The sequence below is a fragment of the Glutamicibacter sp. 2E12 genome (assembly GCF_050030965.1).
Lineage (GTDB): Bacteria > Actinomycetota > Actinomycetes > Actinomycetales > Micrococcaceae > Glutamicibacter.
Map to the genome: position 1 here is coordinate 2,256,980 of NZ_CP188297.1, position 24,928 is coordinate 2,281,907.

Annotated in this window: 26 protein-coding genes; 12 read left to right on the forward strand and 14 right to left on the reverse strand. The window is 60.3% G+C overall.

Features of this window, described 5'->3' with window-relative positions; translation table 11 throughout:
• Nucleotides 1–2: 2 nt before the first annotated feature.
• The gene (locus tag ACP3TE_RS10570; RefSeq protein ID WP_105656242.1) at nucleotides 3–1,667 is read right to left on the reverse strand and encodes an ABC transporter substrate-binding protein; all 1,665 of its coding nucleotides are present in this window, start codon (nucleotides 1,665–1,667) and stop codon (nucleotides 3–5) included.
• A gap of 131 nt (nucleotides 1,668–1,798) precedes the next feature.
• Nucleotides 1,799–2,407 (reverse strand): NAD(P)-dependent oxidoreductase, encoded by a 609-nt coding sequence (locus ACP3TE_RS10575; protein ID WP_133834063.1) that lies wholly within the window; start codon nucleotides 2,405–2,407, stop codon nucleotides 1,799–1,801.
• Nucleotides 2,408–2,490: 83 nt separating this feature from the next.
• Here ACP3TE_RS10575 and ACP3TE_RS10580 point away from each other — a divergent pair, with 83 nt between their 5' ends.
• Nucleotides 2,491–2,859: a winged helix-turn-helix transcriptional regulator gene (locus ACP3TE_RS10580; RefSeq protein ID WP_426733494.1), complete on the forward strand. Its 369-nt coding sequence runs from the start codon at nucleotides 2,491–2,493 to the stop codon at nucleotides 2,857–2,859.
• Here ACP3TE_RS10580 and ACP3TE_RS10585 read toward each other — a convergent pair.
• Nucleotides 2,856–3,365, reverse strand: a complete 510-nt coding sequence (locus ACP3TE_RS10585; RefSeq protein WP_332504326.1) for a GNAT family N-acetyltransferase — start codon at nucleotides 3,363–3,365, stop codon at nucleotides 2,856–2,858. The two genes, ACP3TE_RS10580 and ACP3TE_RS10585, sit on opposite strands and share 4 nt — an antisense overlap.
• A gap of 118 nt (nucleotides 3,366–3,483) precedes the next feature.
• Between ACP3TE_RS10585 and ACP3TE_RS10590 the strand changes: the two genes are divergently transcribed.
• The gene (locus tag ACP3TE_RS10590; protein ID WP_332488881.1) at nucleotides 3,484–4,620 is read left to right on the forward strand and encodes an acyl-CoA dehydrogenase family protein; all 1,137 of its coding nucleotides are present in this window, start codon (nucleotides 3,484–3,486) and stop codon (nucleotides 4,618–4,620) included.
• 10 nt (nucleotides 4,621–4,630) lie between these two features.
• On the opposite strand, the gene ACP3TE_RS10595 is transcribed toward ACP3TE_RS10590, so the two are convergent.
• Nucleotides 4,631–5,335: an NUDIX hydrolase gene (locus ACP3TE_RS10595; RefSeq protein ID WP_426733497.1), complete on the reverse strand. Its 705-nt coding sequence runs from the start codon at nucleotides 5,333–5,335 to the stop codon at nucleotides 4,631–4,633.
• Between the two features lie 247 nt (nucleotides 5,336–5,582).
• Between ACP3TE_RS10595 and ACP3TE_RS10600 the strand changes: the two genes are divergently transcribed.
• A complete protein-coding gene (locus ACP3TE_RS10600) occupies nucleotides 5,583–6,353 on the forward strand; it encodes a 3-hydroxybutyrate dehydrogenase (protein ID WP_332498844.1) in 771 nt (256 codons plus the stop codon).
• A gap of 28 nt (nucleotides 6,354–6,381) precedes the next feature.
• Here the strand turns inward: ACP3TE_RS10600 and ACP3TE_RS10605 are convergent, their stop codons facing one another.
• On the reverse strand, nucleotides 6,382–7,440 hold the full coding sequence (locus tag ACP3TE_RS10605) for a YeiH family protein (RefSeq protein WP_332727528.1): 1,059 nt from the start codon (nucleotides 7,438–7,440) through the stop codon (nucleotides 6,382–6,384).
• Between the two features lie 72 nt (nucleotides 7,441–7,512).
• Here ACP3TE_RS10605 and ACP3TE_RS10610 point away from each other — a divergent pair, with 72 nt between their 5' ends.
• Nucleotides 7,513–8,445, forward strand: a complete 933-nt coding sequence (locus tag ACP3TE_RS10610; RefSeq protein WP_332594975.1) for a LysR family transcriptional regulator — start codon at nucleotides 7,513–7,515, stop codon at nucleotides 8,443–8,445.
• 127 nt (nucleotides 8,446–8,572) lie between these two features.
• Here ACP3TE_RS10610 and ACP3TE_RS10615 read toward each other — a convergent pair whose 3' ends face one another.
• From ACP3TE_RS10615 to ACP3TE_RS10625, 3 genes are all read right to left on the reverse strand, one after another.
• Complete coding sequence (locus ACP3TE_RS10615) at nucleotides 8,573–9,808, reverse strand: PLP-dependent aminotransferase family protein (protein ID WP_402741612.1); 1,236 nt, start codon at nucleotides 9,806–9,808, stop codon at nucleotides 8,573–8,575.
• A gap of 130 nt (nucleotides 9,809–9,938) precedes the next feature.
• Nucleotides 9,939–10,817 (reverse strand): hypothetical protein, encoded by an 879-nt coding sequence (locus tag ACP3TE_RS10620; RefSeq protein ID WP_402741613.1) that lies wholly within the window; start codon nucleotides 10,815–10,817, stop codon nucleotides 9,939–9,941.
• Entirely contained in the window at nucleotides 10,814–11,203 is a 390-nt protein-coding gene (locus ACP3TE_RS10625; RefSeq protein WP_105656252.1) for a helix-turn-helix domain-containing protein, read from the reverse strand. The genes ACP3TE_RS10620 and ACP3TE_RS10625 overlap by 4 nt, the downstream gene beginning before the upstream one ends.
• 380 nt (nucleotides 11,204–11,583) lie before the next feature.
• On the opposite strand from ACP3TE_RS10625, the gene ACP3TE_RS10630 reads away from it, so the two are divergent.
• From ACP3TE_RS10630 to ACP3TE_RS10640, 3 genes are all read left to right on the forward strand, one after another.
• Complete coding sequence (locus ACP3TE_RS10630; protein WP_105656253.1) at nucleotides 11,584–12,759, forward strand: NAD(P)-dependent malic enzyme; 1,176 nt, start codon at nucleotides 11,584–11,586, stop codon at nucleotides 12,757–12,759.
• A gap of 175 nt (nucleotides 12,760–12,934) precedes the next feature.
• Complete coding sequence (locus ACP3TE_RS10635; protein WP_426733500.1) at nucleotides 12,935–13,378, forward strand: DUF4262 domain-containing protein; 444 nt, start codon at nucleotides 12,935–12,937, stop codon at nucleotides 13,376–13,378.
• A 73-nt stretch (nucleotides 13,379–13,451) separates the two neighbouring features.
• A complete protein-coding gene (locus ACP3TE_RS10640; protein WP_181148764.1) occupies nucleotides 13,452–13,859 on the forward strand; it encodes a DUF4262 domain-containing protein in 408 nt (135 codons plus the stop codon).
• Between the two features lie 24 nt (nucleotides 13,860–13,883).
• On the opposite strand, the gene cycA is transcribed toward ACP3TE_RS10640, so the two are convergent.
• Entirely contained in the window at nucleotides 13,884–15,365 is a 1,482-nt protein-coding gene (gene cycA, locus ACP3TE_RS10645; protein ID WP_105656256.1) for a D-serine/D-alanine/glycine transporter, read from the reverse strand.
• Between the two features lie 608 nt (nucleotides 15,366–15,973).
• Here cycA and ACP3TE_RS10650 point away from each other — a divergent pair.
• Nucleotides 15,974–16,819: an HpcH/HpaI aldolase/citrate lyase family protein gene (locus tag ACP3TE_RS10650; RefSeq protein WP_105656257.1), complete on the forward strand. Its 846-nt coding sequence runs from the start codon at nucleotides 15,974–15,976 to the stop codon at nucleotides 16,817–16,819.
• Between the two features lie 86 nt (nucleotides 16,820–16,905).
• Here the strand turns inward: ACP3TE_RS10650 and ACP3TE_RS10655 are convergent, their stop codons facing one another.
• From ACP3TE_RS10655 to ACP3TE_RS10670, 4 genes are all read right to left on the reverse strand, one after another.
• The gene (locus tag ACP3TE_RS10655; RefSeq protein ID WP_105656258.1) at nucleotides 16,906–18,396 is read right to left on the reverse strand and encodes an alanine/glycine:cation symporter family protein; all 1,491 of its coding nucleotides are present in this window, start codon (nucleotides 18,394–18,396) and stop codon (nucleotides 16,906–16,908) included.
• A 227-nt stretch (nucleotides 18,397–18,623) separates the two neighbouring features.
• Nucleotides 18,624–18,746 (reverse strand): type B 50S ribosomal protein L36, encoded by a 123-nt coding sequence (gene ykgO / locus ACP3TE_RS10660; protein ID WP_081461171.1) that lies wholly within the window; start codon nucleotides 18,744–18,746, stop codon nucleotides 18,624–18,626.
• Nucleotides 18,736–19,797, reverse strand: coding sequence for a GTP-binding protein (locus ACP3TE_RS10665; protein ID WP_105656259.1), 1,062 nt, complete (start codon nucleotides 19,795–19,797; stop codon nucleotides 18,736–18,738). Before ACP3TE_RS10665 ends, ykgO begins: the two co-directional genes overlap by 11 nt.
• A 111-nt stretch (nucleotides 19,798–19,908) precedes the next feature.
• Complete coding sequence (locus ACP3TE_RS10670; RefSeq protein WP_105656260.1) at nucleotides 19,909–20,766, reverse strand: fumarylacetoacetate hydrolase family protein; 858 nt, start codon at nucleotides 20,764–20,766, stop codon at nucleotides 19,909–19,911.
• 220 nt (nucleotides 20,767–20,986) lie between these two features.
• Here ACP3TE_RS10670 and ACP3TE_RS10675 point away from each other — a divergent pair, with 220 nt between their 5' ends.
• From ACP3TE_RS10675 to ACP3TE_RS10690, 4 genes are read left to right on the forward strand one after another with little or no spacing between them, the layout of a single operon-like run.
• Entirely contained in the window at nucleotides 20,987–21,628 is a 642-nt protein-coding gene (locus tag ACP3TE_RS10675; RefSeq protein ID WP_105656261.1) for an ABC transporter permease, read from the forward strand.
• Nucleotides 21,621–22,883: a betaine/proline/choline family ABC transporter ATP-binding protein gene (locus ACP3TE_RS10680; RefSeq protein ID WP_105656262.1), complete on the forward strand. Its 1,263-nt coding sequence runs from the start codon at nucleotides 21,621–21,623 to the stop codon at nucleotides 22,881–22,883. Before ACP3TE_RS10675 ends, ACP3TE_RS10680 begins: the two co-directional genes overlap by 8 nt.
• Nucleotides 22,880–23,608, forward strand: a complete 729-nt coding sequence (locus ACP3TE_RS10685; RefSeq protein WP_105656263.1) for an ABC transporter permease — start codon at nucleotides 22,880–22,882, stop codon at nucleotides 23,606–23,608. Before ACP3TE_RS10680 ends, ACP3TE_RS10685 begins: the two co-directional genes overlap by 4 nt.
• Nucleotides 23,605–24,582, forward strand: a complete 978-nt coding sequence (locus tag ACP3TE_RS10690) for a glycine betaine ABC transporter substrate-binding protein (protein WP_426733505.1) — start codon at nucleotides 23,605–23,607, stop codon at nucleotides 24,580–24,582. The genes ACP3TE_RS10685 and ACP3TE_RS10690 overlap by 4 nt, the downstream gene beginning before the upstream one ends.
• A gap of 149 nt (nucleotides 24,583–24,731) precedes the next feature.
• Here the strand turns inward: ACP3TE_RS10690 and ACP3TE_RS10695 are convergent, their stop codons facing one another.
• A complete protein-coding gene (locus ACP3TE_RS10695) occupies nucleotides 24,732–24,890 on the reverse strand; it encodes a hypothetical protein (RefSeq protein WP_166650780.1) in 159 nt (52 codons plus the stop codon).
• Nucleotides 24,891–24,928 lie beyond the last annotated feature (38 nt).

The window sequence follows — 24,928 nt, forward strand, 5'->3', positions numbered from 1 at the left end:
TGCTACTTGGTGATGAAGGTGTCGTAGTAGACCGGCGAAGACACCGCGGTGGTGGCGCCGATGCCGTGCACGTTCTTGCCGTAGAGGAAGTGGTTCTGCTGGTCGTAGAGCGGCAGCACGTAGTAGCCCTCCAGGACCAGCTTCTGGGCCTGCTCGTACAGCGCAGCGCGCTGGGCTTCATCATTGGCCTCTTCGGCCTGGGCCAGGATCCCATCGAGCTTCTCGTTCTTCACCTGCGCATTGTTGGCGAAGTAGCCCGATGGCGCAGGGACGGTCGAGTCGGAGTGGTACAAGATGCGCAGCACCGACGGGCCGACCTTGGTGTAGGGAGCCGAGACCAAGTTGTAATCGTGCTTGGCCAGGGCGCCGTACCAGCTGGACAGGTCCAGCAGCTGGATCTTCACCTCGAAGCCCACGGCCTTGGCCTGGGCCTGGAACTGCTCGAACAGGGACTGCTCGGCAGGAACCGACTGGTTGGTGGAGACCGGGAAGTCCAGCGATAGGCGCTTGCCGTCCTTCACGCGGTAGCCCTCGGCGTCGCGTTCGCTCCAGCCTGCTTCATCGAGCAGCGCGTTGGCCTTGGCAACGTCGGTGGTGAACAGCGATTCATCGGAGTAGCCCAGCGGTTCGGCTGAAGACAGCAGCGAGTAGCTGCGCTCGGTGGTGCCGAAATAGAGGGCCTTGACGCCGGCGTTGGCATCCACGGAGCGGATGAACGCCTCGCGAACGCGCTGGTCATCGAATGGCGCCTTGGAGCTGTTCAGCTCCAGGCGGTTGGAAGCACCCGGGCGCGGGGCGTCCAGATGGCCCAGCGAGCCGTCCTGCTTTGCCGTGGCGATGGTGTCCGGCTGCGTGTTGTCGATGACATCGACTTCGCCCGAGACCAGGGCTGCATAGCGGGTGGCGGCCTCAGGGATGAAGCGCCAGGTGATGGCCTCCAGATAGGCCTTGGAATCGGAGCGCTCCGCGTTCTTGACCGGCGGCACGTAGTCTTCGTTGCGGACCAGGTTCACGGCCTTCTGGTGCTCCCAGGATTCGACCTTGAACGGGCCGGTGCCTACCGGTGAGGCGCAGTTGGTAGCCTGGTCGCGTTCCAGCGCCTTGGGGGATTCGATGGCGGTCCATGGCATGGACAGCGATTCCAGCAGCGCGTTATCCGGGGCGGAGAGCGTCAGCTTGGCGGTGAGCTCATCGGCGATCTCGATATCCACGACCTTGCCCACGGCCAGGTAGCCGGTGGAGGACGCGGTATTCGGATCCTTCAGGTGCTCGATGTTGGCTTCGATGGCTTTGGCGGTGAGCTTCGTGCCGTCGGTGAAGGAAATCCCATCGCGCAGGGTGATGGTGCGAGTCAGGCCGTCCTCGGAAACTTCGGTGCTTTCGGCCAGCCACGGGATGATCTTCCCGTCCGCATCCTTGGTGAACAGGGATTCGAGGTACTGGCTTGCGACCAGGGCTTGCGGGTAGTTGCCGCCCACATGCGGATCCAGGCAGGCCGGCTCGGCGTCGCCCGAAGCATAGACCAGGGTGCCGCCGGCAACCGGCTTCGCCTCCTCTGCGGGGGCATCGGGTCCTGCACCTGCCGAGCAGCTGGCTAGAAGGGATCCAAGGAGCGGGAGCGCGATAGCGCAGCCAAGGATCTTGGACGCGCGCGAGTTTCGTTGCATGGGGAAGGGCTTACCTCGATGAACTAGTGGTGATGACCAAACCAACTCTAGCCATCTGGAACGCATTCGTCAGATCGGAGCGAATCGCTCCGATCCGACGAAACCTGGCTAGCGGAGATCCTCGAGGGGATCTACTTTTCGCTGGCCACGGTCATGCGGCGGTTCTGGTGGACCGGGCTTTCGATTTCATCGAGGATGGCCACGGCGAAGTCCTGGGAGGAAACGAAGTCGCCTGCTGGCGAATCGGTGCCCAGGATGTAGCTGCCGGTGCGGCGTGCAGGCATGATCACCGGGGCTGGAGCCGCGACGGTCCAGGTGATGCCGGAAACCGAGGTGAACATGTCGTAGACCTCGGCGCAGGTGGTGGCTTCGGCCTTGTATTCCTCCGGGAAGCCCGGGGTGTCGACCAGGCGGACGCCGTCTACCTCGGTAGCGCCGGCGCCGCCGACAACCAGCAGGCGGGCTGGGACCAGGGTTTCGGTGATCTGCTCGAAGGCATCCAGGTATTCCTGGTGGTCGCCACCGGTGCGCGATGGCGGTACGGCAATGACGAGCACGTCGTTGTTCTTTCCCAGGTCGCGGTAGGTTGCCCCGTCGCCCAGCTCGGCGGCCACGGTGGTGGTTCCGTCGATTCCCTTGCCCGAACGGGAGACCGAGGTGACCTCATGGCCGCGTGAAATGGCTTCGGCAACGACTTCCGAGCCGACCATGCCGGTAGCTCCGTAAACTGCAATCTTCATGGTGTTCTCTTTCCTTGGGAAATTGGGTCCGGCACAATGGTATCTTTTAGATACCGCCCACTACAACGAAACTAGGTTTCCTCATGGATAGCCATGGCTCTTTTGACGTGTTCGTGCAGCAATGCCCTTCACGTGAAATCATGCAGCGCCTAGGCGATAAATGGACTCCGCTGGTCCTCCTGTCCCTGGCTGGCGGCCCGCAACGTTTCTCTGCATTACGCCAGCGCATCGGCGCGGTCACCCCGAAGGTGCTCACCAATACCCTGCGCAACCTGGAGCGTGACGGGCTGGTGCAGCGCACCGTATATGCCCAGGTGCCGGTGCGGGTCGACTACGAGCTGACCGAATTGGGACGCGGGATCCTGGAACCCATGGAAATCCTGCGCCTGTGGTCCGAGGAGCATGTGCCCAAAGTGCTCGCTGCCCGTGAGCGGTTCGACGCGCGCGGCTAATGGCCAGGTGGAGCAGCAGGACGCAGCGGCAGGAACATGAAGTGCTGGCCCACCAGCCCCTTGGTCGGATGGTTGAAGGCGCCCGGAATGGTGCCCAGGATCTTGAAGCCCAGCGATTGCCATAGACGCACTGCGGCTTCATTGGTCTCGACGACCGCATTGAACTGGATACCGTGATAATTTTCCTGCCGGGCCCAGTCGATCACGTATTCGCCCAGTGCTCGTCCCACGCCGCGATTGCGGCATTCCGGATCGACCAGGAAGGACGCGGTGGCTATGTGGGCTCCCCGTCCGGGCTTGTTTGGCCCCATCTTGGCCGAGCCGATGATCCTGCCATCTGCCACGGCAACGACCGTTTGCCCTGGTAGCGTCTCCATCCACCAGGGGCGGGCTTCTTCAAGGGTTTGGCCTTGGGGGAAGGCGTAGGTCTGTCCCTCATCCATGATTTTGCGGTAGAAGCCGAAGATCCCAGGCCAATCCCCGGCGGTGCTTGTCCGGATTTGCATGCGCTTAGCCCAACTCTTTCGAAATGAATGCTTCGGAACTCATCCTATTGGCCCTCATTGTATCTTGCGTCACATAGACTGAGGTCAAAGACGCAAGGTGCAGGCAAAGGAGCCGGTGTTGTTTGAAGTAAGCGAAGACCAGAAGTCGTTGATCGAGATGGTCCATGATTTCGCCGAGACCAGGATTGCTCCCAATGCCCTGAAGTGGGACCAGGAACAGCACTTCCCGGTGGATGTGCTGGCCGAAGCCGGACAGCTGGGCATGGGCGGAATCTATGTTTCTGAAGATCATGGCGGATCCGGTCTGAGCCGCAGCGATGCGGTGCTGGTCTTCGAGGAACTCGCCAAGGCCGACCCGACCTTGGCCGCCTACATTTCCATCCACAACATGGTCGTGTGGATGGTCGACACCTTCGGCAACGACGCGCAGCGCGCCAAATGGCTGCCATCGATGACCGCCATGGACGACCTGGGCTCCTACTGCCTGACCGAGCCCGGAGTCGGCTCCGATGCGGCGGCCCTGTCAACCCGTGCCCGCAAGGACGGTGACGAGTATGTGCTCAGCGGCGTCAAGCAATTCATCTCGGGAGCTGGAAGCTCGGCGCTCTACATCGTCATGGCCCGTACCGCTGATACCGGTTCGCGCGGCATCAGCGCCTTCCTTGTTCCCGGGGATGCCGAGGGCCTGAGCTTCGGGCCGAACGAAAAGAAGATGGGCTGGAAGGCGCAGCCCACTCGCCAGGTGATCATGGAAGGCGTGCGCATTCCCGCCGCCAACCTGCTGGGCGAGGAAGGCCAGGGATTCTCCATGGCCATGCAGGCACTCAATGGCGGCCGCCTGAACATCGGGGCCTGCTCGCTGGGTGGCGGGCAGAGCGCGCTGGAGAAGTCGGCGCTGTATTTGAAGGAGCGCCAGGCCTTCGGCGGACCGCTGACCAGACAGGAAGCGCTGGTCTTCAAGCTGGCCGAAATGGACATGGAGCTGGAAGCCGCCCGCTCCTTGCTGCGCCGTGCCGCCGCCGCACTGGACGCGAAGAGCCCGGACCGCGTCCGCCTCTGCGCGATGGCCAAGAAGATGGCCACGGACGCCGGGTTCAACGCCGCCAACAGCGCTATCCAGCTGCACGGCGGCTACGGCTACCTCGCGGACTACGGGATGGAGAAGATCACGCGGGATCTGCGCGTGCACCAGATCCTGGAAGGCACCAACGAGATCATGTCGCTCATCGTTGGACGCACGCTGCTGGAATCCTGACCGGCGGCAATCAGGCGTTGAACTGCTTTTCCGAATTCCGCACAGCGTTTCCCGAGAGGGAATCGCGGGGATCCGGATGAACCGATGAGATGGCCGGCTCGCTGGAAATGATCTGCTCGATGCCGCCCTGCTCCATCGCATCCCGCAAGGTGCGCTGGGTGGGGCGCATCATTTTAATCTCGCCGCGTTCCAGGGAAGCGAAGAGCTCCTGGGGGCTGATCCATGTGGAGATCACCGCTTCGGTGGTCTGGTGGACTGGTTCCTGGCCGGGGCGCAAGGCCGCGACAAAGAAGTACGTATCGAACCGCCGCGGGAAACCGGCTGGGGTGACCCAATTGGCCCAGGGGCGCAGTTGGCCAGGATCCAGCAGCAGCCCTGTCTCCTCGAAGACTTCACGACGTGCTGCGACCAGGATCTCCCCGGCCAGATGCTCCGCGCGATCTGGTCCTTCCCCAAGGATCGAGGTGCGCGCCCATTGCCGGGCGTGCTCGCTGAGCAAGGCGGGATCCAGCTCTCCTGCCGCCACCGCTTGGCCGTCTTGGGCATCAACGCGGCCGCCGGGATAAACCACCATGCCGGCTGCGAAGTCCATGGTGTTCACGCGATGCTGGACGAAAACCTCAAACCCGCCAGCTGCCTCGCGCAGCAGCAAAACACTGGCCGCTTTGCGGATCGGGACCTCGGCGGGAGTCGCAGGTATCGGGGAAGTCGTCATTGCCTACCATGTCCTTGGCTCTTGGAAGTGAAAATAGCCTTCGAGAGCCAGCTTAGCTTCCAGCGCACAGCAAACGGGCAACCGGCAGAAGCCGCTGTGCATGCTTGCACATTGACCTGCGGAATCTGCACAGCAAATGCCGTTGACCGGATTCCTGACGGAGCCTAGTTTGAATCACAGAGACCTGCGCGAAGCTGCGGGCATCGCAACTGGAAGCCGCAGGGGAGCCGAGCAGAGGATGAGCGCAATGGCGGAACAAATTGGCCCATGGCCCCAGGGGTTAAAGGGGCGCCGCGCCTTGGTTACCGGTGGCGCCTCCGGCATAGGCCTGGCCAGTGCCCGGGCATTGGCCGACGCCGGTGCCACCGTGACGATTGCCGACCTCAATGAACAGGCCGCTGAAGAAGCGGCCCGCGAGCTCGGCGGAAAAGCATGGGCTGTGGATCTTTCGGATACCGCGTCGCTGGAAGATCTCAGCGTGGATACCGACATCCTGATTAACAACGCCGGCGTGCAAAGGGTGGCTCCAATCCATGAGTACGACCCCGAAGCCTGGAGGCTGATCCATCGGCTCATGCTGGAGTCGCCGTTCCTGCTGATCCGGGCAGCACTGCCCGGCATGCGCGAGCGCGGCTTCGGCCGCATCATCAATATTTCTTCGATCCACGGACTCCGGGCCAGCGCATTCAAGAGCGCCTACGTTGCGGCCAAGCACGGGTTGGAGGGACTGTCGAAGGTCACTGCATTGGAAGGTGCCGACTATGGGATCACCAGCAACTGCATCAACCCGGGCTATGTGCGTACCCCATTGGTGGAGCGGCAGATTGCCGATCAAGCGAATTCGCATGGCATTGACGAGTCGGATGTCATCCAGAAGATCATGCTTGCCGAATCGGCCATCAAGCGCCTGGTTGAACCAGAGGAAGTCGCTTCGCTGGCGGCCTGGCTCAGTGCGGATGCCGCGGGCATGGTGACCGGAGCGTCCTACACCATGGATGGCGGCTGGAGCGCGAAATAGGTGCGGCGGGCCCGCATGGCTGCCATGCCTAGGCCGGCGGGAACAGCAGGGTTCCGCCGATCGACACGGCGATGATCACCAAGGTGGACAGCAACCCCAGCAGCAATGAACGTCCGCCGGTTTTTACGATGCTGCGCAGGTGGACCCCGAGCCCCAAGGCGAACATGGCCGCGGCAAGCAGGAGCGTCTGCGCGCTGGCCGCAGCTGCAAGCCACGCCTCGGGAACCAGCCCGGTGGTGCGCAGCAGCATTGCCACCAGGAACCCGAGCACGAACAGCGGCACCAGTGGCGGGTTCTTGCCGCCTTGCACCGATTGGCGCCGCCGCATGAAGACGCCGACGCCGGCAATGATTGGAGCCAGCAGGACCACCCGGGCCAGCTTGACGGTCACCGCCACGGCCAAGGCGCCGGCACCTACCGAACCGCCGGCGGCGACGACTTGTGCGACCTCATGGGTGGACGCGCCGATGAGCATGCCGATGCTGCGTTCATCCAGCCCGAGCAGCAAGCCCACCGCGGGCATGAGCGGAATCATCAATGTCCCGAAGAGCACTACCAGCCCGATCGCGGTGGCGACCTGATCCTGCTTGGCCTTGACGACATTCTCGGCACCTGCGACCGCGGCGGCACCGCAGATGGAGAAGCCGGTGGCGATGAGCAGGCGCTGCGGCAGATCCATGCCGAGCTTCTTGCCGATCCACAAGGTGGCCAAGAACGTGATGCCAACCGAGAGAGCCACCACCAGCAGTACCCCGGGGCCCAGGCCGAGGATGGTGCCCAGCGAGAGCTGCAAGCCCAGCAGCACAATGCCCAGGCGCAGCAGCTTCTTGCCGGCAATTGCCGTGCCGGGGGCAAAAGCCTGCGGGACCGGGGCAAGATTGCGCCACAGCGCACCGAGCAGGATAGCTAGCAGCAGGGCGCTCAGGCCATGGATGTAGCGGCTGGCGAACATGCACAAGATGCCGGCGGCAAGGCAGAGGAGCAGTCCCGGAAGAGCCGGAGCGAAACGCGAAGCAGGTTTTCGATGTCCGGACTGGTCACGTTTGGAGGTGGCAGATTCTTTGACGGGACTTGTGGAGTCGTGCATGGAAATAATTGTTCTCCGGTTTGGAGAATTGCGGTATGCCACTTCTTGCTATCGCGGACATATGATCATGATATGGAAAGCAGCTCGTCATCTCTCGAAGACATTGCCCGCTGGATTCAACCCTCCTCATTGGAGTTGCTGGTCGGCATCGCCGATCACGGGAGCCTGAGCGCCGGTGCCCGTGCGGCCGGGATGGCGCAGCCAAATGCCACCCGCGCATTGAAAACGTTGGAGCGCCGGCTGGGATACCAGCTTGTGGCACGCAAGACCACCGGATCGCGCTTGACCGCAGAGGGAGTGCTGACCGTCCAATGGGCTCGTGAAGTCCTGGACAGCCTGGAAACCTTCGCCGCTGGCGCGCGCTCGCTGGCTGAAACCGGAGAGGGAGAGCTGGAATTCGGAGCCAGCATGACGGTGGCTGAATTCTTGGCGCCAAATTGGATCGGACTACTGCATCGTGCCCTGCCACGAGTCATCCCTCGAATGAAGATCATGAATTCCCAAGATGTTATTCGTGCAGTGCAGCAGGAGGAATTGGGACTAGGATTCGTGGAAACCCCGCACATTCCTCTGGGCCTGAAAAGCCGGCAGGTACTTCACGATGAAATGCTCGTGGTCACGTCGCCTTCACATGCTTGGGCACAACGGAAGGAACCGCTGAGCCTGCACGAATTGCAAAGCACGGCGCTGATAGAACGCGAGGAAGGCTCCGGCACCCGGGCATTCTTGGATTACATTGCCCATGCCGAACGCCCGAATCCGGTCGCTGTCTTCAACTCGAACGCAACGATTTGCCAGTGCGTGGCGCGCGGAATGGGGCCCGCTGTGCTCAGCCATTTGGCGGTAGAGAGCCAGTTGGAGCAGGGGCTGCTCGTCGAGATCCCGTTTGATGGGCCGGCGCTGTTGCGCGAGCTGCGGGCGATATGGCCTGCGCACCGTGTCTTGAAAGCGACCGAGCAGAAGCTGCTTGAGATTTCCGTGGAATCACGGATTGCGCAGGGCTAGCCGGAGATCCAGGCCCCGGCTTGGAACTGTGCGGACTTGGCCAGGAGGCGGACAGCAAGCTTCCCATCAAGGATGCAAGGGCGGCCATTTGTACCGGGCCGTGAGCTCCCGGTACAAGCCTCCGGACTTAGAGTTTGAAGATCTCGTTGCTGAGCAGGCCCGACAGTCGCTGGACGCCTTCGTCGATGGTCTTCTCGTCAACGGAGCAGAAAGCCAATCGCAGCTTGTTGTCGGCTTGGCCGCTCGGGCTGAATGCCGCGCCTGGGATGAAGATGACCCCGGCCTTCACGCCCTGCTGCAGCAACGCGTAGGTGTCAATGCCTTCAGGCAAGGTCAACCAAACGAAGAAGCCGCCTTCGGGACGAGTATGGGTGACGCCTGCCGGCAGGTACTTGGCCAATGCTTCGAGCATCGCGTCGCGGCGGGAACGGTACAGGTCGTTGTACTTGGTGATCTGCCCCTTCCAATCATGCTCGTTGAGGTAGGCGCTGATGATCATCTGGTTCAAGGTCGGTGGGCACAGGGCTACCGCCTCGCCGGCCAGGTAGAAGCGGCGGAAAAGGTGGGTCGGGACCGCTGCCCAGCCGATGCGCAGGCCGGGCGCGAAGATCTTGGAGAAGGAACCCATGTAGATGACGTTTTCCGGGTCCAGGCTCCGCAGGGTAGGCGCAGGGGTTCCCTCGTAGCGCAGCATTCCGTACGGGTTGTCTTCCAGGATCAGGATGCCGGCTTCGCGGCAGATGTCCACGATTTCCTGGCGGCGTTCGGCCGCCAGAGTGATCCCTGATGGGTTGTTGAAGTTCGGGATGGTGTAGAGGAATTTGATGCGCTCGCCGGCGGCGCGCAATTCGGCGATGCGCGCACGCAAGGCGTCAGGAATCAAGCCATTTGCATCGGTGCCCACGGGGCGGGCGGACACCTGGTAGGCCTCGAAGGTATTCAGGGCCCCGACATAGGTCGGATCTTCGCAGAGCACAGTGTCTCCGGGATTGCAGAAGACCTTGCAGGCCATGTCCTGTGCTGACTGGGAGCCGTTGGTGACCACGACATCTTCGACCCCCACGTTCGTGATGCCTTCAGCTGCCATGACATCGATAATTTGTGCACGCAGTTCAGGAGTGCCAAGTCCGGAGCCGTATTGCAATGCTTCGGGACCCTGCTCGACGATGATGCGCCGGGCCATTTCACCGACCTTTTCCAGCGGGAGCAGCTGCAGGTAGGGGTTGCCTCCGGCCAGGGATACCAGGGAAGGGTCCAAGGAGAGCTCGAATACGTCGCGCACCGCGGACTGCTTGATTCCGGCCGCGCGCTCGGATAGCAAGGATTCGTGCGAAGTGGTCAGCGATTCTGATGCGGTGGTCATGGTTCTCCTCGGCAAGGCTCCCGGGGCGGGGGAGCGGGGTTCCTGCGCTGGGTGCGGCACAAGAATTGTTTTCAAATAGAATACTTTGGTATTCCAGCAGGAAATTCAAGGCTTGGCAAGACCTGCGCTTTCAGCAACGTGATTCTCTGCTCCAGCGCGAGGCGTTGCGTTCCTCGATACTCAGCTGGCCCAGTGCCGCATTGACGCGGCTATGAAGTGTCTCGGCTAGAATTCGGGGCTTGCTGCCGGGCAGCCAGCACTGCCCGGCCAGGAGGACCAGCAAATCGACGCAGTCCGCCGAGGCCCGGAATTTTCCGGACCGGAACTGGGCAATGGCAGCATCGATGATCATCAGGGACGAATCCAGCGCACTGTCGGCAGCTTGCGTGCTGCGTTGCCCGCTGGAAACCTGGCGCTCCCGCACCACCAGGTTGCGAACCTCGGCGATCTTCCTGGGAATAGAAACCACTGCTCGGTACGCCCGGTTCTGGACGCCCATGAGTTGCAACGGACGCAGGGCAACCACAAGCAAGCCGATAACGACGAACGTCGACAGGCCGGCAAGGCCAAGCTTCGCCAGCAAGATTCCCGCAGTGATGGCTATCCCGGCGATCCCGAGGATCATTGCGAAAAGTGCAAGGCCGCCGAAACGTGGCTTCTTCGGTTCCGGGCCATGAGCCCGGATGCTGATAATCCGGTCGAGCTTCGCGCGGATTTCGGCCACGTTGGGAACACCCAAACTGCCTTGGGAGATCCGCTGGGCGTTTCGCCATAACTGGATGCGCCGGCGGCTGCGCAGGACCTGGAAGATCTGCCAACCGGCCAGCAAGGGAAGGGCGAGGGCGAAAAAGAGCAGCGCTGCGGTACCCAAGGTAATGTCCCCTGCTTGGTACATGCCGTAAGCGCCCAGCCATGCGAACAGGGAATAGCCCGGGACCCGGATGAGCAGGCGATCCCACCAAACGACCTCCTGCGGGGCGCTGGCGGATTCGCTGACTGGTTGGCTCATTTCTCGGTTTCGGTGCGGGAATCCAGCCACTGCTGGATGGCGCTTGGGCGAATGCGGCGATGGGTGCCGCGGTATTCCACTGGAATGATCCCGGCGTCGGCCAGCTTGCGCAGGTAGCTGTTGGAGATTCCGGCCATTTGGGCTGCTTGGGAAGTATTAAGGAGCAGCTCGGGTGTGCCGATGCTGACGGACTCGCCATCTGCAAACCGTGAAAGCACCTCGATCAGCGCCTGGTGCGCTTCTTTGGGCAACTTCAACGCGGTGCCGTTGACGAACACGGTCGTGTCATCCGACTCGTCCAGCGCGCGGCGTAGCCGCGCGGTGGTCTTCTCATCTAACGCCTCGAAGGTGCGGACCCTGCCCAGTGCTGAAGTCGGTGATGCCATGGCCCTTATTTTGCCTGAGATGTCCTTCGGGTGCACCTCATGACGCTGCAAATGGACTGCCTGTCGCAACTCCTTTATGACACAGATGCGACGAATGGGGGTTGTACAGCGCCAAGCGGTTCCCGTATGGTGGAAAACGTAGGTCTAAAGAAAGTACTGACCAGCCATCTTCCGGCACACCATGACGGATCCTTCAGCCTCACCCGGCGGAGCCCCTCTGGGAATTGTGTACATGGAAGCCTGACGCCCTCCTTAATTGCCTGTGGGTCACGCTCCATTGCGGTCGGATGAATGGTCATGCGCGTTCCTACGCTCTGCCACCAATTTCGTGGGTACTGCGTTTTCGTCAATCAGAACTTTCTTGAAAGAAGAGCTATTCAATGTCTGTTGAATCCACTAAAGACCTGTCCGCCATCACCGACGAAGAGATTTTCGACGCCCATCTTGGCGGCAAGCTTTCCGTCTCATCGCAAATGCCGCTGAACACCAAGCGCGACCTGTCCATCGCCTACACTCCGGGTGTCGCCAAGGTATCCCAGGCCATCGCAGATGATCCAGCCAAGCACGCCACCCACACCTGGGCCTCCCGTCTGGTCGCTGTCGTTTCGGACGGCACCGCTGTGCTGGGCCTGGGCAACATCGGTGCGGCTGCCTCGCTTCCGGTCATGGAAGGCAAAAGCGCCCTGTTCAAGGAATTCGGCGGTCTGGATTCGATCCCGTTGGTATTGGACACCACCGACGTCGATGAAATCGTCGAAACCGTCATTCGCCTGCGTCCGAGCTTCGGCGCCGTGAACCTGGAAGACATCTCCGCCCCGCGCTGCTTCGAAATCGAAAAGCGCCTGATCGAGGCGCTGGATATCCCTGTTATGCACGATGACCAGCACGGCACCGCGGTGGTGGTGCTGGCAGCTCTGATCGGCGCGGCCCGCCAGACCAAGCGCGACATCAGCTCGTTGAAGGTCGTCATCTCCGGTGCCGGTTCGGCTGGCGTCGCCGTCACCAACCTGCTGCTTTCGGCCGGCGTGGATGACGTCATCGTGCTCGACTCGCGTGGCACCATCCACCGCGATCGAGACGACCTTAATCCGGTCAAGGCCGACCTGGCCAGCCGCACCAACCGTGAAGATGTCATGGGTGGCCTGGCCGAGGCACTGGACGGCGCGGATGTCGTAGTAGGACTTTCCTCGTCGACCTTCGAAGAAGCTGCCGTGGCGAAGATGAACAAGGACGCCATCATCTTCGCGCTGTCCAACCCGACCCCGGAAATCATGCCGGATGCTGCCGCGAAGTATGCGGCCGTGGTGGCCACTGGCCGCAGCGACTTCCCGAACCAGATCAATAACGTGCTGGCCTTCCCGGGCATCTTCCGCGGCGCCCTGGACTCGGGCGCCAAGAAGATCACCGAGGGCATGAAAGTCGCCGCGGCCCATGCCATTGCCAACCTGGTTGGCGATGATCTGGCAGCAGATTACATCATTCCTTCGGCAACTGATGACCGCGTGATGCCTGCTGTTGCCGCGGCTGTGGCTGCGGAAGCAGAAAAAGCCAAGTAGAAGAAGCTGGCGAAAAAGCACTGCCTGCAACGACTCGTTGCGGGCAGTGCTTTTTTCATGCGCCGGCCTATTCTGAGGCCGTTGTCTCGGGATATCCACAATCGTAGAAAGTTCCTGCCGGGGCGATGAATTCGCGCCACACTTGCTGGCATCAGATCAACCAAGGAGGAATGCGATGAGTAATCCTGAAGGCGTCCATCTCAGTGTCCGCAGCTCGTTGCCCGAAATGCAGCTACTTGGCGTTGTTGCGCTGCGCGAAATATCAGAGAAGGGGTATGCCGTAGTGCTCAGCACTATGGCAAGGCAGCAACAGGTCCTGGGGTACACACTGGGATTGGCGAAACGAGGGCATCCTGAAATCGTCAGTATCGGTGGAGACGAAGATGATGTTTTTGGGCTTCTCACGCATCTGGCATCACAAGTCGTCGAGCATGGACAAGTCTTTTCCGAAGGTACCCACAACACATCGCTATTTAGCGAGCTCATTTTCTCGGAGCCAGAGTCGGAACTGAACACTCTTCCCCTCACCAGTCTGATCCTTGGCGACATCCCGATAAGAACTCTGCATTGCACGGAACCCAGGGACTTCGCCGTGATCCAGCAACAGTCGGCTCACTAGGAACTGCGCCGCATCGTCAAAAGATGAGCAGGCAGAGGAAAGGAACTTGACCATGTGCGATATGTGCAATGGCATGACACGCAAGCAACTGGAAGCCCTGATCGACCAGCGGATCCGCGACTACGGACATGAAGTGATTTTTGTTGAGTCGGACCGGATCAGCCCATCGCTTGCCTACACCGTTGGCCTGAGTCGCATCGGGCACCCAGAATTCCTTGTTCGAGGGCTGGACATGGATGACAGCATTCAGATGCTCAACGGATTTTCTGCGTCCGTGCTGGAATGGAATGAGGTTTTCGCCCACGGGCACACCGGCCGCTGGAAGGACGGAACACTGTTGTACTTCTCCAAGATCAGTACCGGAATCCGCAAGCAGGTGCCATTGGCTTATCAGAGGTACGGAGAAAGCCTGGGGTTGCTAGAAGTCTTACTCGTCGGCCGGGATATCCCTTACGAATATGTAGTTGCCCGGCACAATTAGGCCTTGGCATCCTTTGCAAAGGGCCTAGCTTCGCCGATGGATTGCAGCGGCCTCGTTCTCCGCGCGGACTTTTGCCCGATGTGCTGCGCGCAGGGCCTGATGGCCATCGGATTTGCGCACCTTCAGGTAGAACATTCCAACTACAAGGAACCACAGGGGCGTAGCCAGCAACGCAGCACGCGTATCGGCCTGCGTGGTCAATGCCCACAGGACGAATACGAAGAAGGCTAGGACCATGTAGGGGGCTCCCATGCCGCCGGGGACCTTGAACTTGGAGGCATCATGCAGCTGCGGGCGGCGCTTGCGGAAGGCCAAATAGCTGATAAGGATCATTGACCAGACGAACATGAAGCACAGGGCAGACACCGTGGTCACCAACGTGAAGGCCTGGGCTACGGAGTCACCCGCGTACAACAGCACGACGGCAGCAAGAAGGAAGATGCAGGAGAATAGCAACGCATTGCGTGGCACCTGCGTGGCAGAAAGCTTGCTGAACTTCTGCGGAGCATCTCCATCCTGCGACAGGGCGTACAGCATGCGCGATGTCGAATAGATTCCGGAATTTGCACTTGAAGCGGCGGCCGTCAGCACGACGAAGTTGACCAGACCTGCAGCTGCGGCCAAGCCAGCCATCGAGAACATGCCAACGAATGGCGATGCATCAGCGGAGAACTTGTACCAGGGGGTGACGGCCATCAGGACGGTCAAGGCACCGACGTAGAACAGGATCACGCGCAGCGGAATGGAATTGATGGCCTTCGGGAGATTCTTTTCAGGATCCTTGGTTTCAGCCGCAGCCGTACCTACCAATTCAATGCCGACGAAGGCGAAAACGGCGATCTGGAAGCCTGCGACGAAGCCCATGAAACCAGTGGGGAACATGCCACCGTGCGCCCACAAGTGGGCGAAAGAGGCGGTGTCTCCCTCGGGAGAACTGAATCCGGTGGCAATCATTGCCAAGCCGCAAACGATCAATGCCAGGATTGCAACGATTTTCACCAATGAGAACCAGAACTCGGTTTCACCAAAAGCCTTGACGGTGGGCAGGTTCAGCCCGACCAATAGCAGGATGCAGCATAGCGCCGGGAGCCATAGCGGGATCTCGGACCACCAGTAGGCGACATACTGGGCGATCGCGACTACGTCCGCAATGCCGGTGACGACCCAGCAGAACCAATAGGTCCAGCCGGTGAAGAAGGCAGCCCAAGGTCCCAAGAGATCGCCGGCAAAATCTGCGAAGGTCTTGTAGTTCAAGTTGCTGAGCAGGATCTCGCCCATGGCACGCATGACGAAAAAGAGCATGAAGCCGATGATCATGTATACGAAGATGACCGACGGGCCAGCAGCGGAAATGGTCTTGCCGGAGCCCATGAACAATCCGGTGCCGACCGCTCCGGAGATCGCCATGAGCTGGATGTGCCTGCTGGACAGTCCGCGCTCAAGATTCGTTCCATCGGAAACGGTTTTCAGTTGCGCGGAATCGTTCGCCACGGCTGCACCTTTCATGAGCAGATCCCTTCGGTTTTTCGAAGGAGACGGCCTGCTTCGAAGGAGAACGAGACCGCTGAAAGAGGTTATCGCAGATATATTGACCAGCTATATTTGTTCGTCACCCTGGACTGCGAGCAAGCTTAACAGTTGTGAAGTTGGTTATACGCCACTGGATTCGGGTAGGTAGTCCGCTGCTTCGCGCAGTGGCCAGATGGGCAGAACCTGCACTTGAATGGGACATTTGGTTGCTGCTGGACCTCCGGGTGGCAGCCTGTGTCCGAGAATGAAGCCGCGGGAAACTATGCGAAGGAAATCCTCCGGTTCCGGCGAATGGAGTTAGCGGGAGGCAGTTGATCTGCAGAATCAGAACCACCGATGATCAATTCCCGCGTTTCCAGCCTGCGGTAGGACTTCGGAAATGGCAGAACGCGGGAGCCCGTGGAGCGCCGCAGGCAACACTGCATCCATGCTCAGCTCCACTGCGCAGAAGGCTACCCGGTTCAGGTTGGTGCCGTGCATCCGGACTGCTCCAGTGCTGCATTCCGCGCCTTTCGGTTCACTTGAAGCAAATACTGTACATGGCCAGTGGAAGCTTGGAGGGCCGAGTGAGTAGTGTAGGACGTATGGCATTCCGAAATCGTCGAGCTGCGGCTCTTCCTGCAAAATTGTCCCGTTCCTGGCTCTTGGTCAATGCGGCCAAGGAGGAAACTTTCGCTCCTTCACTGGCTTGTGAAGCGGACTCGGTGATTTTTGACATGGAAGCTGCCGTTCCTGACGACCAGAAGATCCAGGCTCGCGACAACGTAGTGCGAGCACTCTCCAATGGCATGACTGCGTGGGTGCGCGTCAACGGCATTGACACTGATTTCTGGGCCGATGACCTTGCCGCGCTGTCGGGAACTCCCGGCCTGCGTGGAATCATGCTGGCCATGACCGAGCAGCCTGAACAGGTTACCTACAGCGCGATGAGGCTGCGCGCGGGCACTCCGGTCCTGGCCTTGATCGAAACCGCTTTGGGTATCGAGAACGCCACGCAGATCGCTTCGGCCCCGGGTACCTTCCGCCTGGCGTTCGGCATCAACGACTTCCGCAAGGACACGGGCGTCTCCGACGACCCGATGGCACTGGCCTACGCACGCGGCCGGCTCGTGATCGCTTCGCGTGTAGGCAAGCTGCCTGGCGCTATCGACGGACCTCCACCGGCAGGTGCCGATGCCGCCAAGGTGACCGAAGAAACCCGCATCACCGCCTCCATGGGCATGACCGGCAAGCTGTCGTTGTCCACCGATCATGTAGATGGCATTAACGCCGCGTTGGCACCCAGCGAAGACGAGCTGTCTTGGGCCATGGAACTGCTCGAAGCGCACGCCGCCGGCGCTTCGGTGGGCGATGGCTCATACCTGCCGCGTCTGGCCCGTGCCCAGAAGATCGCCGACCTGGCCGACTCCTACGGCCTGTGGAACGCCTAAGCCTTTAGCTGTCTTCCAACAGCAAAGAACCCGTTCAGCATCTGGAATCAATCAGATGCTGAACGGGTTCTTTTAGCTTGCGGTGCCTATGCCTCGTGGGCACCGCGGTTGCGAGAGGAACCGACGACGTCGCCAGCCTTCCATTCAGCCCAACCCGGACGATCATTCATGAAGTCCTCGATCTGCGCCTTGTTGGCTTCCAGCTTCGGGTCATGCTTGAGGTACCAGTGGGTTTCGCGAGCCACCATGCCCGAGAGGATCAGTAGGCCGATCAGGTTCGGCAGCGCCATCAGGCCGTTCATCATGTCCGAGAAGTTCCAAACGGCGGTCAGCTCGGTGGTGCAGCCTACGTAGACGACCAGCGAGAAGACGATGCGGAATGGCATCACGAGCTTGCGGCCGAAGAGGCGCTCGATGTTGCGCTCGCCGTAGTAGCTCCAGCCCAAGATAGTGGAGAAGGCGAACATGACCAGTCCGATGGTCACGATCCAGTGGCCCCATTCACCAGGCAGGCCGTGGGTGAATGCCTGGCCGGTCATCAGCGCAGCGGAGATCTGCTCGCCGGTGGATTCATCGATCACCTTCCAGGTGCCGGTGGTGATGATGACCAGGCCGGTGCAGGTAACAACGATGATGGTGTCGATGAAGGTCTGGGTCATGGAGACCAGGCCCTGGCGAACCGGGTGGGTGGTCTGTGCCGACGCGGCAGCGATAGCAGCCGAACCCATGCCGGATTCGTTGGAGAAGATGCCGCGGGCAACACCGTACTGGACAGCGATGATGATGGCCGAGCCGACGAAGCCGCCAACAGCGGAAGTGCCGGTGAAGGCGTCGGTGAAGATCTCGCCGAAAGCTGCAGGAATGCCGCCGACGTTAGCGATCAGGATGTAGATCGATGCGGCCACGTAGAAGACGATCATGACCGGAACGAATCCAGCGGTGACACGGCCGATGGACTTGATGCCGCCGACCAGGACAGCGATCGACAGCACGGTCAGCACGACACCGGTAACCCATGGGGTGACGTGGAACGAATTCTCCAAGTTCAGGGCGATGGAGTTGCCCTGGGTCATGTTGCCGATGCCGAAGCAGGCCAGGGTGGCGGCGATGGCGAAGAACAGGGCCAGGAACTTGCCCAGCGGACCCTTAATGCCGCGTTCCAGGTAGTACTGCGGACCGCCGGACTTTTCGCCTGCGGCGTCGGTGCCGCGGTAACGCACGCCGAGATAGGCCTCGGTGTACTTCGATGCCATGCCCAGTAGGCCGGTGACCCACATCCAGAACAGGGCACCTGGGCCGCCGATGCCGATGGCGGTTGCGACACCGACGATGTTACCGGTTCCGACAGTGGCCGCCAGCGCTGTGGTCAGTGCCTGGAATTGCGAGATGTCGCCTTCTGCCTCGGCATCCTTGCGCTTGAGCAGGCCCAGGCGCAATGCGGCAGCGAGCTTGAAGAATTGCAGGCCACCCAAGCGGATGGTCAGGTACAGGCCAGTACCCAAAAGTAGCGGGATGAGGACAAACGGTCCCCAAATGACGGAGGAGATGTCCCCGAAGAGATCGCCCAAAGCGTCCATGGACTCAATATCCTTATGTGCGAGTGACTGATGATGAAGAGTTTCAGGCGAGAAGCCGATCCCCTTATGTGAGTGCCATCATATGGCAAGGGGAGAACTGTGTCACAAAGCGCGCTGGCGGATGCCATGTCCGGTTTGTTAACTTTATTTCACGATCAGGCCCGGGGCTCGGGCTGGCTGCCGCATTGCCGGCATCCACCGAAGTGGACGCCGGCAATTTCCGGGCTTCAGCCTTGCCGCGCTTTCATGCGCGGATTTTGCTTGTTGATCACGAAGACGCGACCTCGTCGTCTGACCACCTGGGAGCCGGGCGCCTTCTTCAATGCGCGGATGGAATTCCTAACTTTCATGCCATTCACCTCCTTCATGATGTGCGGAGCTGAACAGGTCCTTGAGTTCTTCTTCGGTGACCTGGCATTGCTCGAAGACCGTCTCGATCTGCGAAGCTTCGTGTTCGGATCCGTAGAGCAGCAATTCCGAGACGGCGATATTCGAATTCCACGCTCCGGTGTTTTCCATCCAGATGCGCGGACCGGCTCCGCCGATGGCGACGCGCTCGCTGAGGGCACTAGCCACCCAGAGGATTCCGCGGATGCAGGTGCAGGATTCAGCCAGGGACGGCAGGGCTTTGCGGAAGCGCTCGGGATGAAGCGGACGTTCGGCATGCAGGTGGATCGGCGCAGTGCGGGCATTGGTTGCTGTTCGCGGCAGGTGCCCGGCGCTGGTGCGTTGGCGCGCTGCTCCGGGGTGGAAGGAGCCGAGTCCTTCTTCGTGCACGCAGATATGCGCATGCGGTGCCATCTGCCGAGCTAATTCTAGGCCGGCTTCATAGTCGGCGCCGCCAGCGCGTCGTGGACCGGTGGCGCTTTCGAGCAGCTGGGTTTCCAGGCCTTCGACCGGAATGAGGGTATCTGCCTGCATCAATTCGGTGAAGAAGAACTCTCCCGACGTCCTCGCATCGCGTTCCATGGCGTTGAATCCCGATTCCCAGAGGGTGTGCCGGTCCCACATCTGGTTTTCCAATTCGGCGGGATCCAGGGACAAGACGATGCTGCTGATCCGGATTTCCAGTGGTTCGAGCTTTGTCCCGAGCATGTCCAGCACTGTTCCGCTATGCCATGTGGCGGGCAACGCCAGGATCATTGTGGCCTCGGAATCTTCGGGGGCCAGGCGTTGGATCGTCGGCAGGATCTCGAACTTCGTGGCACAGCCGATGCAGGGGTGCCCAAGAACGGTTTCGGCATGTTCTGCGGCTGCAGATCCGGAGACGTGGCGCACCAGCCGATTGCCGTCGACGAAGTCATAGCGCAAGATGACGGCGTCAGGATGGTGGTGTCCCAGGTGGCTGAGGCCGGAGTCGCGGCTGGAAGTATCAAGTGCGGAGAGAACGATGAGATTCACGCGTTCAAGCTTATATGAGAATGAGTCTCAATAGCAAAATTGGGAACGGGGCTTAACGCCTCGGGGGCCCGCCCGCCAATGCGGACAGGCCCCCGGAAGCGACAAGGAATATCAGTTCTGCGGCGCGTTGAAAACTACCGCAGAGGTACCCAGGCCTTCGATCGAAGTTTCAAGTGAATCGCCGTGCTTGAGCCACGGGTGACGCCCATTCTCGTCGCGGCGGCCTAACGCAACACCAGAGGGCGTACCCGTCAGGATGACGTCGCCTGGCTGCAATTCATTGAATGTCGAGAGGTAGGAAACCAAGGCGTCAGCCGAGAAAATCAGATCATCGATCTGTTCGTCCTGCACCACGGTGCCATTGACCGTGCTGGTAATGCGGGCGGCGGGATCCAGCTCATCCGGGGTCACGAGCCACGGGCCCAGGGGAGTGGAACGATCCCAGATCTTGCCCTGCAGCCACTCTTGGGTGCGGCCCTGGTAGCCGCGCATCGACACATCGCTGGCCACGGCGTAGCCGGCAATATGCGCGGCAGCATCCTCCTGGCTGATGCGGCGACCCGGCTTGCCGATAATGATAGCCAGCTCTGCTTCGTAGTCCACCCGGTGGTCTTCCACTGGAATTTCGATGGTGTCCTTGGCGCCGCATAGGGTGGAAGCGAACTTCGCGAACACCGTCGGATACTTCGGCAGGTCTTCGCCGACCTCGGCCGCATGCGTCTTGTAGTTCAAACCGATGCAGTAGATTTTCTCCGGCTTGGGGATCAGCGGAGCGTAGTCGGCTTCGCCCTCGGCGATGGAATCACCCACCAAAGCGCGAGCAACTACTTCTTGCTGAGTTGCGTCATCAAGACGCAGGAAACGCTGCACTGAATCGAGGTTGTCCAAGTAGTAGGCGCGGCCATCTTCAATGACAGCAGCGGTGGTATGGCCTGGTTCGCTGGCGAGGCGGAGCGTTGCAAGTTTCATGAATCTATCTCACTACACTTTTCGCTGAAAGTGCACCATATTTCGTGATCGGCAATTGATAGCAATTGGCCTTAAATACGGCCGAGCCAGAGCTTTGATCTGGAAAACGTGGCTTGGCCATGCTCCGCTGACCCGGCTAAACTCATGGCAAGCTACGGTCCCAGAGACCAGTCTTGAAATAACGATCTAGATACGAAACTAAAGTGAAGCAGGTTTTAATGTGGGTGACTTTTTTGGCGAGCGATCTCGCCATATCCTCTTCGCCTCGTGGCAGCACTTCTCGCTAGTCGCGCAGTGCTTGATCCTGGCGACAATTATTGCTGTGCTGATTGCCGTATTGGTATACCGCAACAAGCCCCTATCAGGCTTGGCTAACGGCATTAGCGCCATCGGCCTGACTATTCCGTCCTTTGCCCTGATCGGTTTGCTTATTGTCCCCGTGGGCTTCGGGGTTACTCCGGCAGTCATCGTGGTGACGTTCTTCGCCGCCCTGCCAATTCTGCGCAACGCGATCGTTGGGCTGAACAACATCGAACCAACCATTATCGAGTCAGCGCGCGGCATCGGCATGAGCCGGCTGAAGACTCTGATATCAGTAGAAATTCCCATAGCTTGGCCGGTGATCCTGACTGGCGTACGAATTTCAGCCCAGATGGTGATGGGCGTCGCCGCAGTGGTCTCCTACGCCCTGGGTCCTGGCCTCGGCGGGTTCATCTTCCAAGGACTCTCGCGTCTGGGCGGCGCGAACTCCCTGGAATCCGTGATCACCGGCGTAGTTGGCGTCGTGATCCTGGCGCTCATCCTTGATTTGATTTTGCTCGGCATTGGCCGACTGACTACCCCGCGAGGTATCCGTGTCTGAACATAAGATCCCTGAAAATGCCGTGGCCCAGAATGTCACTGGCGCTTCGATCATGCTTGAAGAAGTAACCAAGACCTACCCGGGACAAAAGAAATCGGCCGTAGGCGGCCTGACCCTGGAGATCCCTGCCGGGTCCATCGTGATGTTCGTGGGGCCATCCGGCTGCGGCAAGACGACCACCCTGAAGATGATTAATCGCCTGATCGAGCCGACCAGCGGCAAGATCGTCATTGACGGCGAAGATGTCACCGGCATGAACGGTGATGAACTGCGCCGCCGCATTGGCTATGTGATCCAGGCTGGCGGCCTGTTCCCGCATATGACCGTGGCGACCAATATCGCCATGGTTCCAAAGATGCTGGGTTGGCCCAAGGAGAAGATCGCTGCCCGCGTCGACGAGCTGCTGGAACTCGTCTCGCTGGATCCGGAACTTTACCGGGACCGTTTCCCCAAGGAGCTCTCCGGCGGCCAGCAGCAGCGTGTGGGCGTCGCCCGTGCATTGGCAGCGGATCCACCGGTCTTGCTGATGGATGAGCCATTCGGTGCAGTTGACCCAATTACCCGCCAGCGTCTGCAGGATGAGCTGCTGAACATCCAGTCTGAAGTCCAGAAGACGATCGTGTGCGTGACCCACGACTTCGACGAAGCGGTGAAGCTCGGCGACTGGATTGCGATCTTCAACGAAGGCGCGCAGCTGGAGCAGTACGACTCCCCAGAAAGGATCCTGGCCAATCCGGCCAGCGAGTTCGTGGAGAACTTCATCGGTTCGGGTGCCGGCTTGAAGCAGCTGACCCTGACGCGGGTGAACGAAGTGGAACTGGGAGAAGCCATCACCACCACACCGGGCAAGAATGCTTCGGAGGTGCTCTCGCAGCTGCAGGGCGCCGGACGCAAATACGCGGTAGTGCTTGATTCGCGGGGACGTCCGCTGCGCCGCATGGACCGCCGGCAACTGTCGCGTGCCCAGATCATCGAGGGTACCTACGATGAATCCATGCCGGTCGTCGGTGAGCAGGCCACCTTGAACGACGCATTGGACACCATGCTGGTGGCCAGTTCCGAGTCGGCCCTGGTAACGGGACGCCGTGATGTGCTCACGGGTGTCATCACGGTGCAGACCGTCATGGAGGCGATCGCGGCCGCGAACAACACCACGGATGCTAATCACGAGGCGCCGGTTGGCCTGAACTCGGGTGCCATCAACGTCGTGAATATCGATAGTGCGGCCACCGGGCAGGATGGTGAATCGGCATGAGATCCGAAACCCGCAGCTTGATTTGGCAGATCGCCGGAATCGCAGCTGCTTTCGCCATCTTGGTGGGTTGGCTGGTAACAGCCGACCTGACCGAGACCGAACAGCAAACGCTGGATCCGGCAACGATTTGGGGCTACACCCTCGACCACCTGAACATCACGGTCATCTCGGCGCTCATCGTGCTGCTGATCGCGATTCCGCTCGGCGTGCTGCTCACTCGCCCCGGACTGCGCAAGGCAGCCCCGGCGGTGCGCGCCATTGCCAACTTCGGCCAAGCCGCACCCGCCATTGGCGTCATCGTGCTCTTGGCCTTCTGGTTGGGGTTCGGCCCGAAAACTGCCATTGTCTCACTGGTGATCTATGCGATTCTTCCGGTGCTCTCCAACACCATTGTTGGCCTGCAGCAGGTTGATGAACGCCTGGTGGAGGCCGGGCGGGGAATCGGCATGAGCCAGATGTCCGTGCTGTTGAAGGTCGAGCTGCCGTTGGCCGTCCCGGTGATGCTATCGGGCATCCGCACAGCCCTGGTGCTGCTGGTAGGCACCGCCACGTTGGCGACCTTTATCAACGGCGGCGGGCTGGGCATCTTGATCACTACGGGTGTGAACTTGAACCTGAATGTGGTGCTGATTGCCGGCTCGTTGCTAGTGGCCTTGCTGGCTTTGACGATTGACTGGCTTGGCCGTGTCGTCGAACAGGTGGCACGACCGAGAGGACTTTCGTGAACCGCAAACTGAATTTAGCTGTCTTGTCCATGGCCGCCCTGATCGGAATGACCGGGTGCGGACTAAGCCCATCGACCGGGACGGCGCCCAATGCCGGCCCCGCCGAGATCAAGCCGCTGGTCGAAAACGCTGAAGACACCACCGTGACCGTCACGTCCAAGTCCTTTACCGAGCAGCTGCTGCTGGGGAAGATCACCGTGATCGCGCTCAAGGCCGCCGGCTACGACGTCACCGACCTGACCAATGTTCCTGGCTCCCAGCCGGCACGTCAGTTGCTGCTTTCCGGCGACGCGAGCGTGCTCTGGGAGTACACCGGTACCGCGTGGCTGACCTACTTGGGCCACGAATCACCTGTTGTGGGTGAAGAAGAGCAGTGGCAGTCGGTGCACGATGAGGATGTTGCCAATGGAATTATCTGGGGAAATCCGGCACCGTTGAACAACACCTACGCATTGGCGATGAACGAAGAAACGACCAAGCGGCTGGGTATCGCCAAGCTTTCCGAACTGCAGACGCTGGACCCCGAAGATCTGACGTTCTGCGTCGACCCGGAATTCAATTCCCGTCGAGACGGTCTGACTCCAATGCTGGAACACTACGATATCGACCGTGGTTCAGAAGTGGCTGAGGACAATATCGGTCTGTACGACGTGGGTGCCATTTACCAGGCAACCGCTAATGGCGCGTGCAACTTCGGTGAAGTCTTCACCACTGACGGGCGCATCAAGGCGCTTAACTTGACCGTGCTGGAAGATGACCGGAAGTATTTCCCAAGCTACAACGCCGCCCCGGCTTTCAACGGAGAATTCCTTGAAAAGCACCCGGAAATCCAGCAGATCATGGACAAGATCGCTCCGTTGCTGACTGATCAGGTCTTGATGGACCTGAATTACCAGGTGGACGTGGTTGGCCGTGAACCGGCGGATGTTGCCTTCGAATGGATGGTTGGCCAAGGCTTGGTCTCCAATCCCTAACCGAGGCAACGAAAACTGCATGGATTAAGCAATGGATCCCCGGCATCGCGATGCCGGGGATCCATTTCAATGTCGCCGAGGATTCACTGGGGATTGGTTTCTCTCGGATGGATTTGCTTGCAGGATAGAAATAGGTGGAGGCCATCTACCTATTGCTGGTTCCGGGTGCCTAGCTCGCCGTCGACTTCATCGGCGATTTCGGTCGTGGCAGCGGTAGTGATGGATTCTTCCTGCCAAATTTCCTCTAGCTCTGCGGATAACTCGGCTTCTTCTTGGGCATGATCGGGAACTGGGTCATTTGCGTTCATGGCCTCAGTCTAGCCATGTACGCGTCTGAGTAAAGGGG

Excerpts from the sequence above, each read along its gene's own strand:
- ACP3TE_RS10570 (WP_105656242.1), bottom strand. The coding sequence starts at position 1,667 with ATGCAACGAAACTCGCGCGCGTCCAAGATCCTTGGCTGCGCTATCGCG.
- ACP3TE_RS10575 (WP_133834063.1), bottom strand. The coding sequence starts at position 2,407 with ATGAAGATTGCAGTTTACGGAGCTACCGGCATGGTCGGCTCGGAAGTC.
- ACP3TE_RS10580 (WP_426733494.1), top strand. The coding sequence starts at position 2,491 with ATGGATAGCCATGGCTCTTTTGACGTGTTCGTGCAGCAATGCCCTTCA.
- ACP3TE_RS10585 (WP_332504326.1), bottom strand. The coding sequence starts at position 3,365 with ATGCAAATCCGGACAAGCACCGCCGGGGATTGGCCTGGGATCTTCGGC.
- ACP3TE_RS10595 (WP_426733497.1), bottom strand. The coding sequence starts at position 5,335 with ATGACGACTTCCCCGATACCTGCGACTCCCGCCGAGGTCCCGATCCGC.
- ACP3TE_RS10600 (WP_332498844.1), top strand. The coding sequence starts at position 5,583 with ATGGCGGAACAAATTGGCCCATGGCCCCAGGGGTTAAAGGGGCGCCGC.
- ACP3TE_RS10605 (WP_332727528.1), bottom strand. The coding sequence starts at position 7,440 with ATGCACGACTCCACAAGTCCCGTCAAAGAATCTGCCACCTCCAAACGT.
- ACP3TE_RS10610 (WP_332594975.1), top strand. The coding sequence starts at position 7,513 with ATGGAAAGCAGCTCGTCATCTCTCGAAGACATTGCCCGCTGGATTCAA.
- ACP3TE_RS10615 (WP_402741612.1), bottom strand. The coding sequence starts at position 9,808 with ATGACCACCGCATCAGAATCGCTGACCACTTCGCACGAATCCTTGCTA.
- ACP3TE_RS10620 (WP_402741613.1), bottom strand. The coding sequence starts at position 10,817 with ATGAGCCAACCAGTCAGCGAATCCGCCAGCGCCCCGCAGGAGGTCGTT.
- ACP3TE_RS10625 (WP_105656252.1), bottom strand. The coding sequence starts at position 11,203 with ATGGCATCACCGACTTCAGCACTGGGCAGGGTCCGCACCTTCGAGGCG.
- ACP3TE_RS10630 (WP_105656253.1), top strand. The coding sequence starts at position 11,584 with ATGTCTGTTGAATCCACTAAAGACCTGTCCGCCATCACCGACGAAGAG.
- ACP3TE_RS10635 (WP_426733500.1), top strand. The coding sequence starts at position 12,935 with ATGAGTAATCCTGAAGGCGTCCATCTCAGTGTCCGCAGCTCGTTGCCC.
- ACP3TE_RS10640 (WP_181148764.1), top strand. The coding sequence starts at position 13,452 with ATGACACGCAAGCAACTGGAAGCCCTGATCGACCAGCGGATCCGCGAC.
- cycA (WP_105656256.1), bottom strand. The coding sequence starts at position 15,365 with ATGAAAGGTGCAGCCGTGGCGAACGATTCCGCGCAACTGAAAACCGTT.
- ACP3TE_RS10650 (WP_105656257.1), top strand. The coding sequence starts at position 15,974 with ATGGCATTCCGAAATCGTCGAGCTGCGGCTCTTCCTGCAAAATTGTCC.
- ACP3TE_RS10655 (WP_105656258.1), bottom strand. The coding sequence starts at position 18,396 with ATGGACGCTTTGGGCGATCTCTTCGGGGACATCTCCTCCGTCATTTGG.
- ykgO (WP_081461171.1), bottom strand. The coding sequence starts at position 18,746 with ATGAAAGTTAGGAATTCCATCCGCGCATTGAAGAAGGCGCCCGGCTCC.
- ACP3TE_RS10670 (WP_105656260.1), bottom strand. The coding sequence starts at position 20,766 with ATGAAACTTGCAACGCTCCGCCTCGCCAGCGAACCAGGCCATACCACC.
- ACP3TE_RS10685 (WP_105656263.1), top strand. The coding sequence starts at position 22,880 with ATGAGATCCGAAACCCGCAGCTTGATTTGGCAGATCGCCGGAATCGCA.
- ACP3TE_RS10695 (WP_166650780.1), bottom strand. The coding sequence starts at position 24,890 with ATGAACGCAAATGACCCAGTTCCCGATCATGCCCAAGAAGAAGCCGAG.